Origin of the sequence: Thermophagus sp. OGC60D27, from assembly GCF_052400625.1 — a bacterium.
GTDB lineage: Bacteria > Bacteroidota > Bacteroidia > Bacteroidales > Marinilabiliaceae > Thermophagus.
Genome location: NZ_JBQTGH010000015.1, coordinates 1 through 25025, shown reverse-complemented (window position 1 = coordinate 25025; position 25025 = coordinate 1). Strand labels below are relative to the sequence as shown.

Here is a 25025-nt window from a genome sequence, read left to right as displayed (position 1 = left end):
ATCTGCTATAGTTGATAATTTTCTGTACCAGAAAGAAATTATGCGATTTCTTTTTCTGGTTCATTTGATACCGCTAAAAACTCTTTCAATATTTCTTCCAGTTCTTTTTCAAAGTTGTTGAACTGCTCTGATTTATATTGAGAGTAGTTCATTTGTTTAAATTGATTTATGATGCGTTTAAAAAACCCACCTACTTCTTCAAAGTGTTTAAAGGAGAATTTGGCATCTACAATGTAGAGTACTTTTTCGAGCATATATTTTTGACGTTCCAATGGTGTGGATGCGTCAATCTTGTCAAAGGCATCCTGTTGCAGGATTACAAAATCAATAAGTTCTGCTTTCCAAAAGCGTTCGTGAAATTCCATAGGGACCCCATCATCCCCAAGAATGTTGATTTGTTCGTTGGCTTCCTTACCTCTTAACAAAACATCTTTGGTTTTCAGAACATGATTAAGCCACTGGTCTCCCAGACTCTTTTTAAGAGATTCCTGAAGCTCGGGATATTCCAGATATTTAGAATAGCTGTCGATGGGGTCGATAGCGGGATAACGTTTACTATCGGCTCGATCCTGAGAAAGTCCGTAGAAACAACGGGCTGCTTTTCTTGTGTTTTCAGTGACCGGTTCTTTCAGGTTTCCTCCTGCAGGAGACACTGTTCCGATGAATGTGATAGAACCAGTTTTTCCGTTGTTTAGATTGACAAAACCTGCCCTTGAATAGAAATTGGAAATAATCGCTGAAAGGTCCATTGGAAATGCGTCGGGGCCTGGTAATTCTTCCAGTCGGTTCGACATCTCTCTTAGAGCCTGAGCCCACCTGGACGTAGAATCGGCCATTAACAGAACTTTAAGTCCCATGGACCGGTAATATTCTCCAAGCGTCATGGCTGTATATACCGACGCTTCGCGTGCCGCGACCGGCATGTTAGAGGTGTTGGCAATAATTATGGTCCTTTCAATAAGTTTTTTTCCTGTTCTTGGATCGTCCAGTTCGGGAAACTCTTTAAAAATTTCCACCACTTCATTGGCTCTTTCGCCACAGGCTGCCATAATAACAATATCTGCTTCTGCCTGCTTTGAAATTGCATGTTGAAGAACTGTTTTTCCGGTGCCGAATGGCCCTGGTATAAAACCGGTACCGCCCTCGGTAATGGGATTTAATGTGTCAATACAGCGTACGCCGGTTTCCAGAAGTTTGAAGGGACGTGGTTTTTCTTTGTAAGCTTTGATTGGAATTTTTACAGGCCATTTTTGAACCATGTTAACGCTTATGGTCTCCCCTTTACTGTTTTCGATGACTGCTATTTCGTCATCAACGGTATAGTCTCCTTCTTTTACTATTGATTTTAAGGTGAATGTGCCGTTTAGTTTAAAGGGAACCATAATTCGATGAGGCATTCCGTTTTCTTCAACTTCGCCCAACCAATCTCCGGCTGTTACTTCATCTCCAAGGGTTGCCAATGGTCTAAAATGCCATTTTTTCTTTCTGTCAAGAGGGTCTGTATAATCACCCCTTTTCAGGAAAACACCCTCCATCTTGTCCAGGTCATTTTGCAGACCATCGTAATTGCGAGAAAGCATTCCCGGCCCTAATGTCACTTCAAGCATGTGACCTTCAAATTCCACTTTACTACCGGGTTTCAGCCCTCTGGTGCTTTCAAAAACCTGAACATAGGCCTGTTTCCCAGTGATTTTTATCACTTCTGCCATCAATTGCTCCTCATTGTGGCGAATGTAACAAATCTCGTTTTGTCCAACCGGACCATCTACATCCACAACAACAAGATTGGCAATAATTCCGGTAACGATCCCGGTCGTTTTATCGTTTTTTTCCATAGGTCAAAGTGTATTCTTCGGGGAATTCAAAACCCGACTTTAGTTGAGTAAATATTTTGTCAAACATTTCGCGTCCTTTTTGCGGATCTAACTCTGTCCAACGTTCTGCGATGAAGAGTTTTAACAAAAAGGCCAAAATACGTTCTATCGAGAAAAAATTAAAGAAGGTTGCATCTTCGATGAATTCCCAAGTTTGCATATCGAGCTTCATCTCCCTTTCTCGGAGATTGGTGTTCTCAAAAATTTGCAATAAGTCTTCAATATATTCTACCTCGGTAGACAGCCCGAAATCGCGAACTCTGCTCTTCTTCAATGCATCAGTTATTTCATCTTCCCCGATTAAGAGGTTTGTGGCTGAGAGCTGATGTTTACGAATGTTGAGGGCAGTAATAATGTTTGATCGTGTTTTCAAAAATTGACTTACTTCTCGAACAAACTGGTTGTCTGAAACCTCCAGGAGTTGGTAATATCCGGAACTAAGTATCCTGGAAGCATCTATTTTCTTTTTTGGAGCCTCTTCCGAATGCATTAAGAAAATGAAATTACGAAGATATTCGGGAAAGATGGAGAAATCAACCATGTCGAGTACTTTCCTGTCGGTAAGAGGTTCCAGCTCTTGACGTGAAAAGTTCCCCCTATGATCCCAGTCTATTTGTTCGGTAGTGGCGAAAAAAAGATTGAGTAGGTTTTTATGATCAAAACGTAAAAAGAAAAGTTGAACCAGTTCAAAGTCGGTTTGGGTTAACTCCTCTTTAAGCTGATCACGAAATTGAACGGAGGAAAAGGGCAGTTTTTTTTCATCAGGTACAATATCTGGTAATCCGGCGACAAGGCAGTAATAGTTTTTATTCATGGCTATTTAGATTCAAACAGCAATTCGTTGGTTTTTGGCCGCAAATAAGCTTTAAAGAAGTTATTGAAATCCTCATCGGTAAAGCTGATCACATATCCACCATCTGCGGGACCTATTTTAAAACCTGATTTGAGATTTTTAGAGAAAGAGAGAGAAAGCCCTTTATTTAAATGATGAGCCAACTGATTTTTGAAATATTCTTCCATTTTTCCCCGGTCCGATTCGGGAAGGATAACCTCCAAGTCCGTACTTTCATGTTTAATCCAACCCTCCACAGTTTTTACGATCAATTCACTAAGGTACTTCTTGTCAGAAAATAATTGGTCGGTGGCGGGTTCGATCGCCTGCATGGTCACCATATTGGCGATGCTTTGCTTTAATGCTGTGGTTGATTGTTTGAGAGCCATTTTCATTTCGGCTTCCACATGCATTTTTGTTTCTTGCGCTTTTTTCTCAGCTTCATCAACGATTTTTTTCGCTTTTTGGCTGGCCTCTTCTTCCATTTGAGACGCCTTTTTTTCGGCTTCTTTCAATATCTTCTCGGCCTCTTCTTTAGCTTTCCGGACGCCTTCATTGTAAATCTTTTCGGTCAGGTCCTGAAGTTTATGTGTCATAGGTTCAGATTTTATCGGGTAGAAACAATTTTTTCTGAATTAGTGGCCCTAAAATAACTCTTTTGAAATTATCAAGCAAAAAATAAGATTTTTAGAATTGATGCATGATTGATTGTAAACGTATCTTTATGTTGGTGTTGGTTATAAATCAGTTGTTTAATGTTTTTTGAGGTGTTGGACCTTGGTCGTAGTCTTTTTCCCGAGATGTAGAATTTGGTTTCTGAAGTGAATAGAAAAAACGCCTTATGTAACAATCATCACATAAGGCGTTTTTTCTATTTAAGAAATTGAAAATTAATTTTTCGAAACAAATACATATTTTACCCTCAACGTTGGTCCTGTTTCAGAATCATCTGATGATGGGGTATGGTTTTTGAGGATCGTTCGCCACGGGAAACTGGATGCATTGTAAGGCGCTAGATAATAAGGGCCTCTTAATTCTGGTTTTTCGACCATCATTCGAAATGTTTCGCCACTCATTCGGAACCAGTATTCTCCAGTTTCCGAGTTGAAGGCTCCCCCTTCAAATCCCGGCGACCAGTCTTTTTGGTAGTCGTCAATATCATTGGCATCTGCAACTTCCTGACTTAGGTAATAATACTCCGGGATTTCCAGTTTCCCGGATTCATCCATGACATTTAAAGAAAGTGCCTGTGGAATGGGGCTGTAAAAATCCTCATATTGGTTTTGAACAGTGGTGTCCACCTGGAAATAGATATCTACAGCACTAATGCCGTAAAAAAGGCTGGAGTTATCTGAATTGTTCTCTATCTTTTCTTCCCAAATGTCGAAAAGTTTTTTAGTACTTCCTTCAATCGTCGTTTCAATATTATTAAAGTCTATTTTTACAAAACTACCTGCCATTCCCTGAACTATTAATTGATCCGCATTGGGATTGGAAAAATCTACAATTCCCTTATGGTCGTGATTAAATCTGTTGATACGGACACATTCTTTATTGATCGGGAATGTGTAAGAAGTATGCATGGTAGTATCTACTTCGTTGGTCGTAGTGTCAATTATATGGTAAGAATAATAAAGCTCAAGATTTGTCTCAGCTGCCAGCATGTTCATTCTAATCAAAGAGCCATAGGTGTCGTTGTCGAGCAGTTCAGATTTGACAAATAAAGCTCCGAAATTTTCTTTGAATTCCTCACGAGAATTCATGATATCGTCCGAATAATTGAATATTTCTTCCGCCAACTCGTCGCTTAGTTTTATTTGCCATTGATGAATGTAATTGTCATCTTCCCAAACAGAGTCGGGTAAAGCATCCCATGCGCTACTGATTCTTTCCCCGATGGATGAAGGATCATACATTCCTTCTAGGTCCATATCTGAATAATAGTCCTCCGAAAAGAAGAGCGGTGAATTGACCCTATAAACTTTTATTGAATGACGTGCCTCTTTGTCGCCAAACCAGGAATATCTATTATAAGCAAGATTTAATACCAGTGAATCAACAAAGTATTGGTGCGTTGAATCACTTTTGTCTAAGGAACCGTTCAGAAGGCCGATATTCACCTGCGTAACAAAAGATGCCTCAGTATTTCCGGCTTCGGGATCGTCAACACTTCCAATAAGTGCATAATCTACATCATCAGACTGAAGCCTGTTCGGATTTTCGTTGCTGACAGGAATATAATACTTCAAGTCTTCTCCTGAAAACAATTCATCAGATGGCAATACTTCCAATCCTAATGTTCCTGTTTCATTGTCACAGGAAACGACCAAGGCAAGTGAAGCGATAAATAATGGCACAAGATGCCTTTTTTTTAGTTTTTTCAGCATAAAAATCCAGTCTGTTTAGTTTTTCCCTTGTAAATTTACTTACAAACTATCGTAGAAATCATTGTAAGCATCAATGTATTTTTCTTCGGGTTGATATTCTAAAAAAGGTTTTCCTGAGTCTTTGATATATTTTACTATTTCACTGTCAATTTGTTCTGATCCCTGTATGATGCCATCCGAATTATCTATAGCCAATTTTGTCAGATTGATAAAGTTGGCAGGGTTTAACGTTTTTAAATCGTCATCATTGATCCCTTCAATTTTCGCTTTTTCTGTCATGGATTGGTTTAGATCATTTTTAAATCCATCATCAAATACAGAATAAACGACCTTTGAATTGGCAAAATAGGGATCATCGTTCATGGCTTTCTTAATATAAAGTGGCGCGAGGGCGGTAAACCAACCCTGACAATGCACTACATCAGGGGCCCATCTTAGTTTTTTTGTGGTTTCTAGTACGCCTCTGGCAAAAAAGATTATACGCTCATCGTTATCCTCAAATTCTTTGCCATTATCATCAGTGATGGTATATTTTCTGGAAAAATAATCTTCATTGTCGATGAAATAGACTTGCATTCGAGCAGCTTGAATCGATGCCACTTTAATGATTAAAGGATGGTCGGTGTCGTCGATAATGAGATTCATTCCTGAGAGACGAATTACCTCATGCAATTGATTTCGTCTTTCGTTAATGTTCCCAAATCGGGGCATAAAAGTTCTGATTTGTTTGCCTCTTTCCTGAATGCCCTGAGGGAGTTTTCTGCAAAGGACTGACATGGAGTTTTCAGGCAGATAAGGTGTAATTTCCTGAGAGATGAATAAGACCTTGTTATTTTCCATTTTTCAAGGATATATTAAGATATATACGTTGCACAAAAATACGAAAAATATGCGACCTAAACAAAGTTTGAGTTTTCTCAGTGTGTTTCATTAAGGTTGATATTCAATACACCCGTTGTTTAATAATTTTATAAGTGGTGAGTGGATGGTGGGTGTAAAAAAAACGGGAATTGTTTTTTCTCAGGATTTTTGATCCAATGAAATGATCATGATGATGTTTGTCAAAACAGAACACATGTATATATTTTAAACAAGCCATTTGAGTCTCAATATACCAATGATTTAGATGAGTTGTATTGGTATGAAGAGCTTATTGTTATATTGAGTAAAATCATTTTGTTGAATTTCGGTGTTCAGAGTATTTGGTGATTTCTTTTCCTAAGTGAGAATTATTTTTTTATTTTGTCGCGTTTTTGAAGTTTAATTGTGAATGTCAAAGGTATACTTAGATCTTTTGTCTGGATAGTAGAAATTATTGAACGCTATTTGATCTTAAAAGTTAGATTTCTTATTGATAAATAAAGGATTGTTTGGAATTAACGTGTTTATACTTTGTAACTGGTATTTTTTGAAAAGAATACCGGAATCAGATATATTTTTGATTAAACCATTATGGATATAGTAAAAACAAGAAAAGACCTTGATGAACGGTTGTCTGCTCTTAGGAACGCTTCTAAGTCGGTTGGATTTGTTCCTACGATGGGAGCGCTTCATGAGGGGCATTTGTCGCTAATCAGGCAGGCAAGGCGGGAAAGTGACATTGTCGTTGTTAGTGTTTTTGTAAATCCGACGCAGTTTAATGACCGTAAAGATCTGGAGCGGTATCCGCGCAACCTGGATGAGGATATTGCTCTTTTGAATACGGTTTCGTGCGATCTGCTATTTGCACCATCTGTTGAAGAAGTATACCCGGAGCCGGATACTCGGGAGTTTGATTTCGGACAACTGGATAAAGTCATGGAAGGAGCACATCGGCCGGGTCATTTTAATGGCGTTGCCCAGGTAATCTGTCGGCTTTTTGATATGATAGGGCCTGATAAAGCCTTTTTTGGACAAAAGGATTTTCAGCAATTGGTCATTGTTCGCGATTTAGTCAGACAATTGGGTTTGGGCACGGAGATTGTAGCTTGTCCTATTGTCAGAGAACCTGACGGGTTGGCCATGAGTTCAAGAAATCGACTTTTAACAGAAAAGCAAAGAAAAAGTGCGCCCTTGATAGCTCAAACTTTGTTGGAATCTTGTAATTTTGTAGAAAATAATACGGTACGTGAGACCATAGACCTGGTTAAGGGGATGGTCGACAAGAGTGATGATTTTAAACTGGAATATTTCCAGATTGTGGACGGTAATACATTACAGCCGGTTGACAACTGGCAGGAAAGCAACTATATTGTTGGATGCATTGCAGTTTATGTTGGAGAAGTTCGACTTATTGATAACGTGGTTTACAAATTTGTGAAATAATGAATATAGAGGTTGTAAAATCCAAATTGCACAATGTGACGGTCACTGAAGCCAATCTGAATTATGTTGGAAGCATTACCATTGATGCAGAATTGATGGAAGCTGCCAATATTATCGAAAATGAGAAGGTGCAAGTGGTTAATAACAACAATGGGGAACGCTTGGAAACTTATGTTATTAAAGGCGAGCCCGGTTCAGGTGTGATTTGTTTGAATGGCGCTGCCGCACGAAAGGTGGCAGTGGGAGATACGGTTATTATAATAACCTATGCCTCTATGCCAATTGAGGAAGCAAAAAAGTTTAAGCCTGTTTTTGTTTTTCCGGATACATCTACCAATAAGTTGGTGTAGAGATTTAACGTTACGAAACTTTGAGATTTGCAGCCCCGGCCTTGTCCGGGGTTTTTTATTTGAGGCAAGGGTTTTGACCGGAACCTAGGGAAAAAATACTAAGTTTGTAACTACAGACAATAATGCTTATGGCTAAAAGTAAAACCATATTTGTTTGCCAAAATTGTGGGGCTGAATCGCCCAAATGGATGGGGAAATGTAGTGCCTGTGGTGAATGGAATACTTTTGTGGAAGAAGTGGCTATTACCGGAAAAAACAGCAGCAACAGACGGTTTCATTCTTCAGAAAAGGAAATTCGTAAGCCGGTTCCGGTCTCTTCCGTGAGTGTTGAAGATGTTCCTAGAATAGATACCCACATCGAGGAATTGAATCGTGTGCTGGGAGGCGGCTTGGTTCCCGGTTCTTTAGTCCTGTTGGGCGGTGAACCGGGGATAGGAAAGTCGACCCTTGTTCTCCAAATGGCTATGAAGCTACGAAAGCAAAAGGTGCTTTATGTTTCAGGCGAGGAAAGTCCCAGGCAAATAAAACTGAGGGCCGATCGGCTAGATAATTCCAATGGAGATCACTGCCTGCTCCTCGGTGAAACTTCTCTTGAACGTACTATCAGCCATATAGAGAATGTTAGCCCGGATCTTGTCATTATTGACAGTATTCAAACGATGGAAAGGGAAAGCTTAGAATCGGTGCCGGGAAGCGTATCTCAGATCAGGGAGTGTACTGTTGCAGTTATGAGAGTTGCCAAAGAAAAAAACATACCGGTATTGCTGATTGGTCATATAAATAAGGAAGGGAATCTGGCCGGCCCCAAAGTTTTGGAACATATAGTAGATGTGGTTTTGCAATTTGAAGGTGATGGAAAATATTTGTATCGAATACTGAGGGCTGTTAAGAACCGGTTTGGATCAACATCGGAGATTGGTATTTTCGAAATGCATGGAAATGGATTGAGGGAAGTGGCTAATCCTTCAGAAATGTTATTGGGGCATCATGAAGAAGAGATGAGCGGAATCGCGATTGCTTCTGCACTTGAAGGTGTTCGCCCTTTTCTAATTGAAGTTCAGGCATTGGCAAGTACTGCCGCTTACGGAACGCCTCAACGGTCTTCCACCGGGTTTGATCTTCGCAGATTGAATATGTTACTGGCCGTTTTGGAAAAACGTGCCGGCTTCAAGTTAGCTGCCAAAGACGTTTTCCTAAATATTGCAGGTGGCCTTAAGGTGAGTGATCCGGCTATTGATTTGGCAGTAGTCGCATCCATCTTATCATCGAATACCGACTTGGTTATTCCTCATAAGGTCTGTCTGACAGGAGAAGTTGGCCTCTCCGGTGAAATACGACCTGTTACCCGAATAGAACAACGGGTGAGCGAGGCGGAAAAATTAGGATTTAAATCCATTATTGTTCCTAAATTTCAACGAGGAACCCACTTCCGGAATGCTAGTATAGAGGTGGTTCAGGCAGGAAAAATTGAAGAAGCATTTCGATTCTTATTTTCATGAACCAGTTCGTTTCAAGCATTAGAACTTTAGATTATGTCTTGAAATTTTAAAAGAATTCATCCTCGTAATAACCTGAGCTGTTCCCTTCAATTTGATCTTCATTGGCTGGAATATTTTCGTCAGGACATTCAAGGTTAAGATTAAAATTGGCCGGTTCTTCAAATGTGTCTTCTTCTGTTATGGAAGTTTTTTCATCTTCATAAACCTGTTTCATGTATAGCGCCCATATTGGCAAGGCCATATTAGCGCCCTGACCATAGTATAGATTGTCAAAATGAATATCCCGGTCTTCGCCACCAACCCAAATACCCGTGACAAGATTCGGCGTAACGCCCATAAACCATCCGTCAGAGTGATTTTGGGTGGTGCCTGTTTTTCCTCCTATCTGGGCATTAAAACGATATTTTAATCTTAGCCTGATACCCGTGCCCTGATTGATCACTCCTTCTAAAAGGTTTAACATCAGGAAGGCGGTTTCTTCACTGAGGACTTCTCGTTTTCGTGGTGAAAAACTGGAAATAACATTCCCATAGCGATCTTCTATGCGAGTTACCATGAGTGGTTCAACGTGAACACCTTTGTTGGCAAAGGTGCAATAAGCTGCTACCATTTCATCCAAACCAAATTCGGAAACCCCTAATACTATTGACGGAACAGGATCCATTGGACTTTTAATGCCCAATTCATGACTGATATTGACAACTGCCTCCGGATTAAACTGTTTCAATACCCATGCGGTAATGTTGTTGTTGGAATTGGCCAACCCCCATTTTAAGGAAACCATTTCTCCGGCACGGGCGGATCCCGAGTTTCCAGGGGTCCAGGTTTTGCCTGTTGGCAAATAGAATGTTTGGGGAATGTTTGGCACCATATCGCATGGGGTAAGCCCTTCTTGCATCGCCAAGGTATAAACAAATGGTTTAATGGTGGAACCTACCTGGCGTTTTCCCATAGATACCATGTCATATTTGAAGTGCTGATAATTGGGACCTCCAACATACGCTTTAACCTGGCCGGATTGAGGATCCATGGAAAGAAGACTAGCTCTTAAAAATGATTTGTAATAATGAATGGAATCCAAAGGACTCATAATTGTATCAATGTTACCATTCCACGAGAATACTTCCATCTGCACCGGCTCCCGGAATACAGACATAATAGAATCCCATTCCAAATTTTTACGTTTTAAATAGCGGTATCGGTCAGAATTGCGAATGGCTCGATTGATGATAGATTCATATTGTTCCTTGGTTATATTTCCAGTGAACGGAGCTCTTGTCCGACCTTTTTTCTCAAAGAAAAAATGTGGTTGTAAATCTTGACCGAGGTGTTGTGCAACGGCGTCCTCGGCATATTTTTGAAGACGACTGTCTATGGTGGTATAGATGCGAAGGCCATCTCTATATATATCATATTGGGTGCCATCTGCCTGCAGGTTTTTGTTAACCCATCCATACAAGGGGTCTTCTAGCCAGGCAATGCTGTCTTCTATATATTGTTGTTCCTGCCATGAGGCATAATTTTTCCTGTCAGGTTTTTCTGCTGATAAAACAAGTCGAAGATATTCCCTGAAATAGGGCGCCAGGCCATGTATATGATCATCTCTTTGAAACCGAATTTTCAGCGGGAGCATTTTAAGGCTGTCAAACGCTTCGGTGGTAATGTGCCGAGCTTTTCTCATTTGCGAAAGAACCACGTTTCTTCTGTTCTGAGTTAATTCCGGTCTACGAATCGGATTATAAAGGGCAGGGTTTTTCAACATTCCAATTAATGTAGCGGCCTCTTCTACTCTTAATGAATCCAGCGGCTTGCTGAAAAAGGTATGAGCAGCGGATTCAATTCCGTAAGCACCATAAATGAAGGGTGCTTTGTTGAGGTACATGGTTAATATTTCCTGTTTGGTGTAACTCCGTTCCAGTTTTACAGCGATAACCCACTCTTTTAGTTTTTGAAGGCTTCTTTGCCAAAGGTTTCGAGCCGGATCGTGGAACAGAAGTTTGGCCAATTGTTGAGTAATCGTACTTCCCCCTCCTGAACTTTTTTCTCCCATGATGATCGTGCGAAACAAGACTCGACCAAGGCCTCTTGCATCCACACCGGAATGATTGTAAAAGCGAATGTCCTCGGTAGATATGAGGGCATTAACAACATGTGGGTTTAGTTCTTCATAGGTGACATTGGTACGGTTTTCACGAAAAAATTTTCCAAGGACCTCGTTGTCGGACGAGTAAAGTATTGTGGCCAGATTCGTTTTGGGATTTTCAAGCTCTTCAAAGCTTGGCATAAATCCTAATGCACCGGCAGAAATCAGGAAAAACAGCAGTATAAAAAAACCTACCATGCCGAAAAAGAGTCCGTATAACCAATGAATATATTTTTTGAGAAGTTTTTTTTCCATCTGAAGATTTGTTTTAAACTTTGCTTTGTTTAACGATTGGGATGGTGAAATGTTATCCGTATTTTTTTTGAAAATAGTTAATTCTTCAATCTTCGGTCTGTTTTAGGTCGGGAATTATTGTTTAAATCATATACTTTACGGGATATTGGGCGTGTAAAAATACAAAAAATAGGGGAATCAAATTCCATCAGGAAATTGCAAAGTTTCCTCTGAATTAGAAAAGAGCCCCATTGAATATGGGGATGAATAAAAAGTATTTGTGGCGACTATTTTATATATTTGACGCCTAAATTAAAAAGATGAACAGCCTGTAAAGATACAAGAACAGGGTAAAATCAAATCATAAAAATGGCGAAAAAAGAGAAGGCTACTGAAGAAAATCTGGTAATTGTGGAGTCGCCTGCAAAGGCTAAAACGATTGAGAAATTTTTGGGCAAAAACTATTTGGTCAAATCTAGTTTTGGCCATATAAGGGATTTGGCTAAAAAAGATTTTGGAATAGATATATCTAATAATTATACACCGCAATACGTTATTTCGGAGGATAAAAAACAAATTGTAAATGAATTAAAGAAATTAGCAGAAAAAGCAGAGACGGTATGGCTTGCCTCCGATGAGGACCGCGAGGGAGAGGCCATTGCTTGGCATTTAAGTGAAGTGTTAAAACTTTCTTCAGATAAAACTCGACGTATTGTTTTTCATGAAATAACCAAAGAAGCCATTTTACGAGCAATAGAGTCGCCACGCAATATAGATCAAAACCTGGTGAATGCGCAACAAGCCCGCCGGGTTTTAGATCGACTGGTTGGATTCGAACTCTCTCCGGTTCTTTGGAAAAAGGTAAAGCCATCTCTTTCCGCAGGGAGAGTGCAATCCGTTGCGGTTCGGTTATTGGTTGAACGGGAGAGGGAAATATTTGATTTTAAGCCCGAATCTTCATTCAGAGTTGTAGCCATCTTTTCCATCCTTGAAAGCGGAACAGAAAAAGAGTTTAAAGCAGAGCTTAACCATCGATTTAAAACCGTGGAAGAGGCGCGTGAATTCCTTGAGAATTGTGCCAATGCCCGATTTACCGTGCATTCTGTCTCAAAAAAGCCTACCGTAAAGACACCGGCTGCACCGTTTACAACCTCTACGCTACAGCAGGAAGCAGCACGGAAACTGGGCTTTAGCGTTGGACAAACCATGTCTGTTGCGCAAAAATTATATGAAGCCGGGAAAATAACGTATATGCGGACCGACTCGGTTAATTTAGCTAAATCGGCGGTTAGTTCGATCGTTGATTCCATTAAGTCGGAAATGGGAGAGAAATATGTTAAGGTTCGACAGTATAAAACGAAATCAAAAGGAGCACAGGAAGCGCATGAAGCAATCCGTCCTACCTATCCAGACAGGGCTTCTGTTCAAGGCACTGCTGCCGAGCAAAAACTTTATGATCTAATCTATAAACGCACCAAGGCTTCGCAAATGAGTGATGCCATCATTGAGAAAACAACGGTCACCGTTGATATTGAAGGTCAGAAATTTCAATTTTTGGCAACCGGGGAAGTTGTGAAGTTTGATGGGTTTCTTAAGGTTTATATTGAATCTACAGATCATGAGGAGGTAGAGGAGTCTTCTGCTTTTCTGCCCCCGATGAAAGAAAATGACTCCCTTGATTTAAAGAAGCTTGAAGCGCGTCAGAGATTTACGCTAAAACCACCACGTTATTCCGAAGCTAGTTTGGTGAGAAAATTGGAAGAATTGGGGATCGGACGCCCCTCTACATATGCACCCACCATCAGCACCATTCAGCATCGCGGCTATGTCGTGAAGGAGGACAGACCTGGTGAAGAACGGCATTATCAATATTTGTGGCTCGAAAATGGGAAAATCCTGCAGGAAGATAAGAAGGAGATGGCTAATAGTGAGCGAAATAAACTATTTCCTACAGATATTGCCATGGTCGTTAATGATTTTCTGGTTAATTACTTTCCCAATGTGGTTAGTTTTGATTTTACTGCTCGTGTGGAACATGAATTTGATGAAATAGCGATGGGGAAAGTTGAGTGGCAAAAGGCCATTGATAATTTTTACAAGCCATTTCACCAACAAGTGGAAGAAACGCTTGAGAAATCTGAGCGGAAAACAGGAGAGCGAATCCTTGGTGTCGATCCAAAAACCGGAAAACCGGTAAGTGTTCGCATTGGACGTTTTGGGCCGATGGCTCAGTTGGGAAGTTCTGATGATGAAGAAAAACCACGCTATGCACCACTCACCAGAGATCAACATATTGAAACTATTTCGTTTGAAGAAGCACTAAAACTGTTCGAACTGCCAAGAGATCTTGGGACTTTTGAAGACAAAAAAGTGGTGGTAGGCGTGGGACGCTTTGGCCCATACGTGAGACACGACGGAAAATTTGTGTCCTTAAAAAAAGGGGTTGATGATCCTCTCTCCATTGATCTTGCAAGGGCTATCGAACTGATTGAAGAGAAAAGGGAACGAGATAATAAAAAGACCATTAAAACGTTTGATGAGGATAAAGATTTGCTGGTGCTGAATGGCCGTTGGGGGCCATATATTAGCTATAAAAAGAAGAATTACAAAATTCCCAAAGAGAAGGACGCTGCAGCATTGAGTTACGAAGATTGTTTGAAACTGATCGAGGAGGGTGAAAAGGGGAAAAAAAGTAAAGCCAAGAAAAAAACAGGTGTAAAAAAATCCTCCAAAAAGAATGGATAAATAAAATAGGTAGTTGTGGAAATTATTCATTATTTGGAACCTTTGAAGTCTAATTGGATTTGTTATCCTGGCATTGCCAAAGAAGAAACGCTTGGGCATCAAATGGTTTTTTTTGATGGGCAGGATGCATGGTTCGATAATAATGAATTTGATATTGCCATAATTGGAGTTCCTGAAGTAAGAAACAGCACTCGCCACCTGTCTGGCGATGTCTCAAAGCTGGTTAAGCAGTGGCTGTATGGGATGCGGAAAGTGTCCTCAGATCTGAGAATTGCAGACCTCGGAAGTGTAAAAGGAAATGGTTTGCAGGATAGATATTTTGCCTTGACCGAGGTGATTAAGTTCTTAAACCAGAAGGGCGTATCGGTTTTGATTATCGGTGGTTCTCAGGATTTAACATTGCCGGCAAGTCAATTTTTAAAAAACAAGGAAGAGGGCGGGAATATCGTTATTGTTGATTCTGTTTTGGATGTTGATCCGAATGAGTTGGATTTTTCCTCAACAGCATATATTCATAAATTAATCGAGGAACTGAATAATAAAATTAATGATTTATCCGTTTTAGGTATTCAGATTTACTATTGTTCAGGAAAACAGGAAGAATATTTGGTTAATCGGTGTTTCCCTGTAGTGAGATTAAAAGAATTGCGTGGAGAAAAGATTGAGCGTTTTGAAGTATTTCTGCGTGATGCGACCATGTTGAGTTTTGATTTTGGTGCGCTGAAGGGCCAGGCATCACTTCCTCATGGGATGAAAATGCCCAATGGATTTACCGAAGCCGAAGGATGTCGGATTTTTTGGTATGCTGGCGCAAGCGATAATCTTAAAGTCACAGGGTTGTTTGACATAGGATGTGAGGAGGATGATCAATCGTCGATCCCGGCGGCTGCCCAAATGTTGTGGCACTACCTTGAAGGAAGTGGGGTCAGAGAAGGGGATTATCCCTTAAGATCGGTTGACGAATATGAATTAAAGGCAGTTTTTGTGGAACCATTTGAAGAAACTTTGAAGTTTTATCATAATCCTAAAAATGATCGTTGGTGGATTTTGGTTCCTTCTTTTCCGGAAAATAAAATAGTGGCTTGTCATGCTGATGATTACCAGCAGGCATTAAAAAATGAGCTTCCGGAAATATGGTGGCGATATTTTTCCAGAACAACCGGTAGTCAAAATAATGTAAATTAATGAATCCGAGTTTCTGGGCGAAAAACGAAACCTTTACCGGGAAAATATAGTATATGGTTTTGTCGAAATGCATAAAATATATACGTTCTTTTGTTTGTTGTAAGAGATTGAATGGTAGACGTGTATGGGGCGATGGGAAGGAAGGATCAGAGCATGTCATTCATTTTTTGTCGGATAGTAAAAGTAGAATCGGATTAATATTAATCACTATTTTATGTATATCTGCCGACAATCTATATGCCCAATTTGATCCTTTGTTTAGTCAGAATATGTTTAATCTGCTCAGTGGTAATCCGGGATATGCCGGTAGCCAAAAACAAATGAATGTGCAGGTTATCAATCGCAACCAATGGACGGGACTGGATGGCGCACCGGTTACAACGGTAGCAGGAGCAGATGTCCCACTTGATATTTTTGAAAAAAAAGGTGGTGTTGGTTTTGAAGTGATGAGCGACAAAGCAGGGTTATTTTCCAATTGGATGATCCGGGCCTCTTTTGCCAGACAGTTGATTTTGTCGGATGGCACATTGGGGGTTGGTATATCCACGGCCATTATTAGTCAGAGTTTTGATGGTAGCGGTGTGACGCTCCCTGAGAGTGATTATCATAATGAGAATGATCCTTTGGTGCCTGCTACAGAAGTTGCCGGTTATACCCCGGACTTTGGTGTAGGAGCCTTTTATCAGGGCAAAAAATGGTATGGTGGAATATCAATTCAACATTTATTTGCCCCCAAACCAAACTTTCAGGAAGATTTTTACGTATATATTCACCGCTCCATGTTTCTTGCGGGAGGATATAGTTTTGATGCGGATGAACGAAGATACACATTAAAACCTTCTTTTTTCGGTAGATTGGGAGGTGGAAGTTGGCAGATCGACTGGAACTTGAATATCGAATTTGGAGACAAATATTGGGGGGGCATCTCTTATCGTTACCAGGATGCAATTGTATTGTTGGGGGGATTAAGATTTGAAAATGGGATGTGGGCCGGATATAGTTACGATATCACCACTTCTCAGTTGGGAAGTGCAGGAAGTAACGGGTCTCATGAAATAGTAGTGGGGTATTCATTTGATTTGAAAATTAATAAAAAGAACAAAAGATATAAGAGCGTTAGATTTTTATAATTTAGGAACAAAATTGATTATCATAAATACTATGAAGAAAGTTGTTGCCCTGAGTATTATCGTAGTTACCGTTTTATACGGATGTGGCAAATCCGGCGGAGGAGAGCTCGTCGGTGTGTCCCGGAAAGCGGCTTTTTATGAGCCCGATCCATATGGAATGATTTTTATTCCACAAGGAAGTTTCAACATGGGACTTGCGGATGAGGACATGGCCTACACCATGAATTCGCAGAAAAGAACAATTTCTGTCCCATCATTCTGGATGGATGAAACAGAGATTACCAACTCTGAGTATCGCCAGTTTGTATACTGGGTGCGAGATTCTATTGCCCGTCGCTTATTGGGACAGCAATTTGAAGACTTTTTAATTGCTGAGGATAAATTTGGGAACCCTATTGATCCTCCTTATCTTAACTGGGACGAACCTATTGAGTGGGACGACGAAGAGTATGCGCCCATCCTTGAGGAGATGTATCTGCCAGAAAATGAGCGATTTTTTAGAAGAAAAGAAATTGATACTAGAAAACTGGTGTATGATTATCAATGGGTAGACCTTCAACAAGCAGCCAAAAAAAGCAATCGTTATAACTTTGAGACTAAAGAATACGAAGGGGTAGTATATGACCAATATGGGAAAGAGCGCGAGATTACTGATCGGTCTGCTTTTATAATGAGTGATCAGGTCTTGGTTTATCCAGATACCCTTTGTTGGATTGCTGACTTTACCTATTCATTCAATGAACCATTGACGGAAAAATACTTCTGGCATCCCGGATTCGACGAGTATCCGGTCGTTGGCGTCACCTGGAAACAGGCCACTGCTTTTGCCATCTGGAGAACCCAGTTATTGAACAATTACCTCGCCAGTAAAGGGGAGCCGTTGGTGATGAATTACCGGTTGCCCAGTGAAGCTGAATGGGAGTATGCCGCAAGAGGGGGGTTGGATCAGAATAAATACCCTTGGGGCGGGTATTATACCCGTAATAATCAAGGATGTTTCCTTGCTAATTTCAAACCATTAAGGGGCCGATATGGGGACGATGGTGGTATGTATACCATGTCTGTTGCAAATTTTGCGCCCAATGACTTTGGTCTGTTTGACATGGCAGGTAATGTAGCGGAATGGACTTCCAGTGCTTATGATGAATCTTCATATGGTTTTATGCATGATATTAGTCCAACATACAAATACAATGCCTTACCGGACGATCCTGAAGTTTTAAAGAGAAAAGTGATTCGTGGAGGGTCTTGGAAGGATATCGGTTATTTCCTTCAGAATGGAGCTCGCACTTATGAATATCAGGATTCTTCAAAATCATATATCGGCTTCCGTTGTGTTAGAGATTATATTGGTGGTTAATTAATGTCTTGAAAAAGTAAAATTATTCAATATGAGTCTTGCAGAATTAGTTCAGAGCCCCGCGTATAAAAAATTTATGGCAAAGGTATATGGATGGGGTGCTGCTCTTGTGTTAGCTGGTGCGTTATTTAAAATTCAGCACTATCCTGGAGCTGGAATTATGCTGAACATAGGAATGGGAACAGAAATTATTATTTTCTTTCTTTCGGCCTTTGAGCCTCCTCATGAAATGCCTGATTGGAGTATTGTTTTTCCCGAGTTGGTGGGATTGGAGCCACGAGAAGATCTTAGAAGAGGCGGTGGTGGAGGTGGAAGTGATTTGGCCGCTTTAATAGAAAGTGGAACGTTGGAACCTGACGTGGTAGAGAAGCTTGGTGAAGGAATAAAAAAATTGGCGGCTACTTCAGGGCAATTGTCAGACCTTAGCGATGCTTCCTTGGCTACAGAAAGTTATCTTCAAAGTATGAAAATGGCTTCGGAATCTGTTAATAAACTGTCCACCTCTCATGCGCAAAGCATTCAGGAACTCGATCATCTGAAGAATAGCTATAACTCGGTGGCTCAACAGGTCTCTGAAGGCGGTAAAAAATTTGCTGAGAATATGGCCGCAGTAGGATCCAATATTGTGCGGGATATCGAGGAATCCGGAAAAGAATTGGTGGCATCCTATAAAAACTTTAGCCAAGCCATAAATGAAAATACCGGGAAAGTTTCCGGTCAGGTGGAAAACTATAATCAACAGTTATCAGAAGCGAATAAACAATTATCGGCCATTAACTCGGTCTATGAGATGCAGTTAAAAAGCTTCTCAGAACAGATGGAAGCTTCCAAAAATGTGACCGCTCAATTCGAGGCCATTCATGACCAATTTCATCAATCGGTTGAGGATGCTAAGACCTATAAAGAAGAATTGGGCAAACTTAGCCATTCCATTGCCGAGCTTAATACCATTTACGGAAATATGCTCAGTGCGATGAATATGGGAAGCAATTCGTAAACATGCTGGAAGAAGAATTAACTAACCTTAAACATTTTATATTGATATGAGCGGTGGTAACTGTCCTGAAACGCCGAGACAAAAGATGATCGGAATGATGTATCTGATGCTCACGGCGATGTTGGCTCTCAATGTTTCCGGGGAATTGCTGAAAGCTTTTGAACTCGTTGATAAGAGTATCAGAAAAACCGTTCAGACCATAGAGAAAAAGAACAATCTTGCTTACGCGGAATTTGAAAGTGCTTATGCAACCAATGAAGCAAAAGTGAGGGAAAAGTATTTCGAGGCTCTGAAGGTTAAAGAGGAAGCGGACAGCTTATACAATCATATTGAGCAATTGAAATATAGAATTGTTCAAACAGCGGATGGTGAGGAAGCAACACCTACCAATTATACCTCTATTGATAATCAGGATGTAGCCGCCCAGGTTATGATCACTGAAAAGGGAGGAGAGAGAAGTAAAAAACTGAAAGAACATTTTCTGCATTTCAGAGATGTTCTGAAAACAATGATTAACGAGGAAGATTCTGCCCTTATTAATGCCATCGACAGAACCCTTACTCCTACAAATCCCCCAAAGGAAGACGGTGTTGAAAAAAGTTGGGAGAGTGAAAAATTTGAGCACGTCCCATTGGCTGCCAGTATGGCGATGATGAGCCAGTTGCAAAGTGAAGTGCGTAATGCCGAATCGGATGTTGTTCGTTATTTATATGGAAAAATTGATGAAGGATCTTTTGTCTTTAATAGCATTGAGGCGATTGTGATTCCTAAATCAGAATATGTCATGCGGGGTGACACCTATCACGCTGAAATTATGTTGGCAGCAAGAGATACCACCCAACCTCCCATTGTCTCAGTGAATGGGAAGAAGTTGCCTATTAAAAATGGAAGGGGTATTCTGGAAATCCCAGCCACCTCTACCGGAGAAAAGAAATGGAGTGGAGAAATTGCTGTTATGGGACCAGATGGTACTTACACCAGAAGAAAAGTGACCGGGTCTTATATGGTTTCAGAACCAGGCGTCGTCATTTCACCCACCAAGATGAATGTTTTTTATGTTGGAGTGGAAAATCCTGTTCAGGTGTCTGCACCTGGTGTGCCCAGTGAAAAACTGGATGTGAGAATTACGAATGCACGTATTCGAAAGGTTTCCCACAACCAGTATATCGTTTCACCCAATTCGAATGCGATTGGACGGGAGTGTATCGTGTCTGTTAGGGCTAATATTGATGGAAAAGTGCAGAATTTGGGAAGCCAAAAATTCCGGGTTAAGAGAGTGCCTGACCCTATCGCTACTGTAGCAGGCATGCGAGGTGGTAGAATTGATAAAGGCTTATTATTGGCTCAGGAAATTGTGCTGGCTGAAATGGATAACTTTGATTTTGACCTGAAATTTAATGTCGTAGAATTTACTGTTAGTACCATTAAAAGTGGATATTTACAATTTAAAGACAGTGAAAGTGCCATTATTACGACGGATCAAAAAGACCTTATCCGGAATTCCTCAATGGGAAGTGTTGTGATGTTTAATAATATTAAAGCTAAAGGACCTGATGGGTCAACCAGAGATCTTGGGTCTATTAACTTTACTTTGAAATAGATAAAATTTGAATGGTATAAATTTCTTTATGATGAGAAAGCAACTTTTTTTATTAATGATTTTTTGTTTCGTCGGAGTATTGGCGGTAGATCTGCGTGCTCAGGATGCGATTGCTGAAGATAATCTCCCTATCGACGGATTATTTGAACGTAAGCACGTTAAAAATAGAAAACCCATCCCTTATCCAAGTATTAGGGAGGCTGATGTGTTATGGTCGAAAAAAGTTTGGAGAATTATTGACTTAAGGGAAAAAATGAATCTCCCGCTTTATTACCCTACTACCCCAATGGATGGACGCTACAGTCTTATTGATTTATTACTAAAAGGAGTTGTTGGTGATAACCCCAATGATGGAAAACTGGGATCCATCACTGCCTATTCTCCCGATGCCAACGATGAATTTAAAGTGCCCATGACGGATGAAAGTGAAATTCTTAAACGTCTAGGTGCCGGAGTTGAGAAAAGGATGGTGACCAAAGCGGATGGTTCGCAAAGTGAAGAAGACATTGTGGTTGGACCTAAAACGCTTGAAGTTAAACAGGTCATGGTTAAAGAAATGTGGTATTTCGACCGGAATTATTCCAGACTTGACGTGAGAATACTCGGCCTTTGTCCTATTCGGGAATATGTGGATGAAAACTTCCAGGGAGCAGATGGCATTGAAGGGGGTGTTGTGAAAACGTTGGTGTTTTGGGTCTATTTCCCCGAAGTAAGAGATTTATTTGCTCAACATGAAGTTTTTAATCCCCGAAATGATGCCCAAAGAAGAAGCTTCGATGACATTTTTATTAAACGTTATTTTGGCAGTTATGTCGCAAAAGAAGCCAACGTTTATGACAACAGGGGTATTCAAGAATATACAGTAGGGAAAGAAGCGATCCTGGAATCCAAAAGAATTGAAAACGAAATTTTTGAATGGGAACAGGATTTATGGGAGTTTTAATATAAAAGTTTATACCTCATCATAGTTAAAAAAAGGCTGTTGCAGTTTTTAATTGCACAGCCTTTTTTTATGAATTAAATGCAGTTGTTTTTTTTATTCTTTTCCGAATTCCGTTTTTATGTCTGTTGTGAACTGCCTAATTTGTTGTTCATTCTGTTTCGGACAAATTAATAATGCATCTCCCGAATCTACTACAATGTAATCTGACAATCCTTGGATAACGGCTACTTTATCCGATGGAATATTGACGATGGAATTATTGGTGTCGTACAGTAATACCTGCCCTTTAATGGTGGCATTACCTAAATGGTCCCGGGTCGAGTATTCATATAAGGAGGACCATGTGCCCAGATCGGACCAACCGAAATTGGCTGTTTGAACATATACATTGTCGGCTTTTTCCATGATACCGTAGTCGATGGAAATACTTTTACATTCCGAATAGGTTTCTTCAACTTGTTTGGTATCGAAGGAGGGAGATGCCGTTAGTGGATCAAACAACTGCTTTACCTCTTTTAAGTGGAGATCAAACGCTTTGTTAATGCTTTTGAGAGACCATAAGAAAATTCCCGAATTCCAGAAAAATTCACCGCTTTCAAAAAATACCCGTGCCAGCTCTGCGTTGGGTTTTTCTGTAAAAGTTTTTACTTTTTTAAAGTTGCTTTTATCCTCTTTCCCATTTTCGGCCTGAATATATCCGTAGCCGGTTTCAGGGCGGTGAGGTTTTATGCCAAGTGTTAATAAGGCATCCTGTTGGCTGATGAATTCCAGGCCGTTTTTCATCGCCGTTCTGAACTCTGTTTCATTGATGATCAGATGATCTGCAGGGGTAACGATGATATTGGCCTCCTTGCATCGTTCTTCGATCCATCTATTGGCAAAAGCAATACATGGGGCGGTGTTTCGCCTGAATGGTTCTGATAATATTTGTTCTGGTTTTAGTTCAGGAATATGGTCCTGCACCAAATCTATGTAGGCACGGCTGGTGACAACCAGAATATTTTCTTTGGGACATAAAGGCGCAAATCGTTCGTAAGTTTGGCGAATTAAACTTTTGCCGGTTCCCAAAATATCCAGAAATTGCTTTGGTGTACTGGTCTTGCTTAATGGCCAGAAGCGGCTGCCAACGCCACCTGCCATGATGACACAATAAGTGTTGTTCTTCATGTTATTTGGTTTATATTTACGTTTATTTTTTTAAGACAATGCATATCGATGTTTTTGACTGGCCCAATTTTTCGGACACGGTAAATTTGTTAAGTAAGGTGTTGAGGGCCAGTAAATGACCAATGCAATTGAAAAATTAATTCTTGTTTGAAAAGCTTGGTGGCCCCCGTTTTGTGCTTGCATCATAAAGTGTGCCGTTTTACCGAATACCATGTTTTCATGTTGTGGTGTCTGAAATTAGTTAATTTTGTGTAGAATATACAGATCTTATACCGCTCTGCCTTTGTGCGAAGAATTATCCTTCTTCGCACATCCCATTAAAAGGAACCATAATGGTATTCTTGGGCAGGTTTTTCGGCATAAATAATTAAAGGTGGCATCACTTTAGGGTGAATCATATTGCTTAATTTTTTTCAGAATGAAACGAGCATGTCAATATGGGATGGTTTCAGTAATGAATGTTGAATGCGCGTTTCATTCGACCAATGGTTAAATAAATGTTGTTCTAATGATTCAATCTGAATATTTGATTGATGTTGCTAATTTAGTTACTATTTAAAGAAATTTGCAATGACTTTTTTATTTCATACAGGACGTTATTTCCTATTTTTAGGAAAGGTTTTTGGGAAACCGGTGAAGCCAGGTATTTTTTTTAAACAGATTATTGACGAAATTGATGACCTGGGAGTTGGATCTTTGGGTATTGTGGCTATAATATCTGTATTTATCGGGGCGGTGATAACCCTGCAAACGGCTTATAATATTGAATTGCCGATAATACCCAGATATACCGTTGGGGTGGCGGCTCGTGATACGATACTGTTGGAGTTTTCATCTACCATTGTATCGTTGATACTGGCAGGCAAAGTGGGATCCCATATTGCATCGGAAATTGGCACCATGAGGGTTACCGAGCAGATTGATGCCCTAGATGTCATGGGGATTAATTCGGCCAATTACCTTGTTCTTCCGAAAGTCGTTGCCATGGTATTCATTAATCCTTTTTTGGTGATGATTAGTATGGGGATCGGTATTTTTGGTGGTTGGGCGGCAGGATCTTTCACCGGCGTTGTGCCATCCGCCGAATATATTTATGGTATTCAATATGCGTTTATCCCTTTTTATATTGTTTATTCCTTGATTAAATCGGTTGTTTTCGGATTTCTTATTGCAACAATTTCCGGTTACTGGGGATATTATACTTCAGGAGGTTCTCTTGAAGTAGGACGTTGTAGTACCAGAGCTGTTGTCGTGAGCAGCATTCAGATTCTTTTGTTCAATCTTATTCTTACTCAACTATTGTTGGCATGATCGAAGTTAAAAATGTATATAAATCCTTTGACGGAATTGATATATTGAAAAATGTTTCTGCACTGTTTGAACCTGGTAAAGTCAATTTGATTATTGGAAGAAGCGGCTCAGGAAAAACCGTACTGTTAAAGTCTATTGTAGGACTTCATGAAGTGGACAAAGGGGAAATTGTTTATGATGGACGAAGTTTTACTCATATGTCTGAAAAAGAGAGGAAGTTTATTCGAAAAGAAATAGGGATGCTTTTTCAGGGATCTGCGCTTTTTGATTCCAAAACGGTGGAGGAAAATGTGCGATTTCCCCTTGATGTGTTTTCGGACATGTCTTCCGCAGAAAAAAGAGATCGAACCAACTTTTGCTTGAAAAAAGTAAATCTGGAAAAGGCCAATGAACTATATCCTTCCGAATTGAGTGGTGGAATGCAAAAAAGAGTGGCCATTGCTCGAGCGATTTCTCTTAATCCGAAATATTTGTTCTGCGATGAGCCTAATTCGGGCCTAGACCCCAAGACTGCTATCGTTATCGATGAATTGATATATGAAATTACCAAAGAGTTTAATATGACGACTATTATTAATACCCATGATATGAACTCGGTGATGGGAATTGGGGAAAAGATTGTGTTTATTGCCGGTGGGGAAAAGGCTTGGGAAGGTACAAAAGAAGACATTTTAACTTCCGACAATAAGGAATTGAATGATTTCATCTATGCCTCAAAGTTTTTTAAACAGATGAGAGAAGGATTTCTCAATAAAAATAATCAGATGTAGTGGTGGTGATTTTTTAATAATTCCTGATTATGATGAACCTCAATGCTTGGGGGAGAAGCGTGATTGCCCCGATGAGTGTAGTTAGAATGCAAAAAACTAGTTATTGATATAAAGGTAATTAGCATTTTTTTAGAAAAAAAGAGCGAGATAAGGTTGGGAAGTCTGGATAAAAGGTATACTTTTGCATCCGCTTA

19 protein-coding genes are annotated in these 25025 nt (G+C 40.1%); 12 read left to right on the top strand and 7 right to left on the bottom strand.

All coding sequences use genetic code 11. From position 1 onward, the window contains the following. Positions 1-38 precede the first annotated feature (38 nt). The 5 genes from ACT29H_RS15095 to ACT29H_RS15075 form a co-directional block, all read right to left on the bottom strand. Positions 39-1835 (bottom strand): V-type ATP synthase subunit A, encoded by a 1797-nt coding sequence (locus tag ACT29H_RS15095; protein ID WP_444822484.1) that lies wholly within the window; start codon positions 1833-1835, stop codon positions 39-41. Next, positions 1819-2688: a DUF2764 family protein gene (locus ACT29H_RS15090; protein WP_444822483.1), complete on the bottom strand. Its 870-nt coding sequence runs from the start codon at positions 2686-2688 to the stop codon at positions 1819-1821. Before ACT29H_RS15090 ends, ACT29H_RS15095 begins: the two co-directional genes overlap by 17 nt. Before the next feature lie 2 nt (positions 2689-2690). Further along, positions 2691-3302, bottom strand: a complete 612-nt coding sequence (locus ACT29H_RS15085) for a V-type ATP synthase subunit E (RefSeq protein ID WP_444822482.1) — start codon at positions 3300-3302, stop codon at positions 2691-2693. A gap of 294 nt (positions 3303-3596) precedes the next feature. Then, positions 3597-5093, bottom strand: coding sequence for a DUF4270 family protein (locus ACT29H_RS15080; RefSeq protein WP_444822481.1), 1497 nt, complete (start codon positions 5091-5093; stop codon positions 3597-3599). A gap of 39 nt (positions 5094-5132) precedes the next feature. Then, positions 5133-5933 (bottom strand): glycogen/starch synthase, encoded by an 801-nt coding sequence (locus ACT29H_RS15075; protein WP_444822480.1) that lies wholly within the window; start codon positions 5931-5933, stop codon positions 5133-5135. Positions 5934-6545: 612 nt separating this feature from the next. On the opposite strand from ACT29H_RS15075, the gene panC reads away from it, so the two are divergent. The 3 genes from panC to radA all read left to right on the top strand — a co-directional run bounded on the left by panC (position 6546) and on the right by radA (position 9246). Further along, positions 6546-7397: a pantoate--beta-alanine ligase gene (panC, locus tag ACT29H_RS15070; protein WP_444822479.1), complete on the top strand. Its 852-nt coding sequence runs from the start codon at positions 6546-6548 to the stop codon at positions 7395-7397. Beyond that, positions 7397-7747 carry an aspartate 1-decarboxylase gene (panD, locus tag ACT29H_RS15065; protein WP_444822478.1) on the top strand — a complete coding sequence of 117 codons (351 nt, stop codon included), beginning with the start codon at positions 7397-7399 and terminating at the stop codon, positions 7745-7747. The genes panC and panD overlap by 1 nt, the downstream gene beginning before the upstream one ends. 128 nt (positions 7748-7875) lie before the next feature. Continuing rightward, on the top strand, positions 7876-9246 hold the full coding sequence (radA, locus tag ACT29H_RS15060) for a DNA repair protein RadA (protein ID WP_444822477.1): 1371 nt from the start codon (positions 7876-7878) through the stop codon (positions 9244-9246). Positions 9247-9292: 46 nt separating this feature from the next. Here the strand turns inward: radA and ACT29H_RS15055 are convergent, their stop codons facing one another. Further along, positions 9293-11644, bottom strand: a complete 2352-nt coding sequence (locus tag ACT29H_RS15055; RefSeq protein ID WP_444822476.1) for a penicillin-binding protein 1A — start codon at positions 11642-11644, stop codon at positions 9293-9295. Between the two features lie 348 nt (positions 11645-11992). Here ACT29H_RS15055 and topA point away from each other — a divergent pair, with 348 nt between their 5' ends. The 7 genes from topA to porN all read left to right on the top strand — a co-directional run bounded on the left by topA (position 11993) and on the right by porN (position 21583). Beyond that, positions 11993-14368, top strand: coding sequence for a type I DNA topoisomerase (gene topA, locus ACT29H_RS15050; protein WP_444822475.1), 2376 nt, complete (start codon positions 11993-11995; stop codon positions 14366-14368). Between the two features lie 15 nt (positions 14369-14383). After that, the gene (locus ACT29H_RS15045; RefSeq protein WP_444822474.1) at positions 14384-15553 is read left to right on the top strand and encodes an arginase family protein; all 1170 of its coding nucleotides are present in this window, start codon (positions 14384-14386) and stop codon (positions 15551-15553) included. Positions 15554-15660: 107 nt separating this feature from the next. Next, a complete protein-coding gene (locus tag ACT29H_RS15040; RefSeq protein ID WP_444822473.1) occupies positions 15661-16683 on the top strand; it encodes a PorP/SprF family type IX secretion system membrane protein in 1023 nt (340 codons plus the stop codon). A gap of 31 nt (positions 16684-16714) precedes the next feature. Continuing rightward, positions 16715-18043, top strand: a complete 1329-nt coding sequence (porK, locus tag ACT29H_RS15035; protein ID WP_444822472.1) for a type IX secretion system lipoprotein PorK/GldK — start codon at positions 16715-16717, stop codon at positions 18041-18043. 76 nt (positions 18044-18119) lie between these two features. Next, complete coding sequence (gene porL, locus ACT29H_RS15030; protein WP_444822471.1) at positions 18120-19040, top strand: type IX secretion system motor protein PorL/GldL; 921 nt, start codon at positions 18120-18122, stop codon at positions 19038-19040. Positions 19041-19086: 46 nt separating this feature from the next. Continuing rightward, entirely contained in the window at positions 19087-20640 is a 1554-nt protein-coding gene (porM, locus tag ACT29H_RS15025) for a type IX secretion system motor protein PorM/GldM (RefSeq protein ID WP_444822470.1), read from the top strand. A 31-nt stretch (positions 20641-20671) separates the two neighbouring features. Continuing rightward, positions 20672-21583, top strand: a complete 912-nt coding sequence (gene porN, locus ACT29H_RS15020; protein WP_444822469.1) for a type IX secretion system ring protein PorN/GldN — start codon at positions 20672-20674, stop codon at positions 21581-21583. Between the two features lie 93 nt (positions 21584-21676). Here the strand turns inward: porN and ACT29H_RS15015 are convergent, their stop codons facing one another. Then, positions 21677-22750 (bottom strand): mannose-1-phosphate guanylyltransferase, encoded by a 1074-nt coding sequence (locus tag ACT29H_RS15015; RefSeq protein WP_444822468.1) that lies wholly within the window; start codon positions 22748-22750, stop codon positions 21677-21679. A gap of 570 nt (positions 22751-23320) precedes the next feature. On the opposite strand from ACT29H_RS15015, the gene ACT29H_RS15010 reads away from it, so the two are divergent. Together ACT29H_RS15010 and ACT29H_RS15005 are read left to right on the top strand one after the other, a co-directional pair. After that, complete coding sequence (locus tag ACT29H_RS15010) at positions 23321-24061, top strand: MlaE family ABC transporter permease (RefSeq protein WP_444822467.1); 741 nt, start codon at positions 23321-23323, stop codon at positions 24059-24061. Further along, positions 24058-24831 (top strand): ABC transporter ATP-binding protein, encoded by a 774-nt coding sequence (locus ACT29H_RS15005; RefSeq protein ID WP_444822466.1) that lies wholly within the window; start codon positions 24058-24060, stop codon positions 24829-24831. Before ACT29H_RS15010 ends, ACT29H_RS15005 begins: the two co-directional genes overlap by 4 nt. Positions 24832-25025 lie beyond the last annotated feature (194 nt).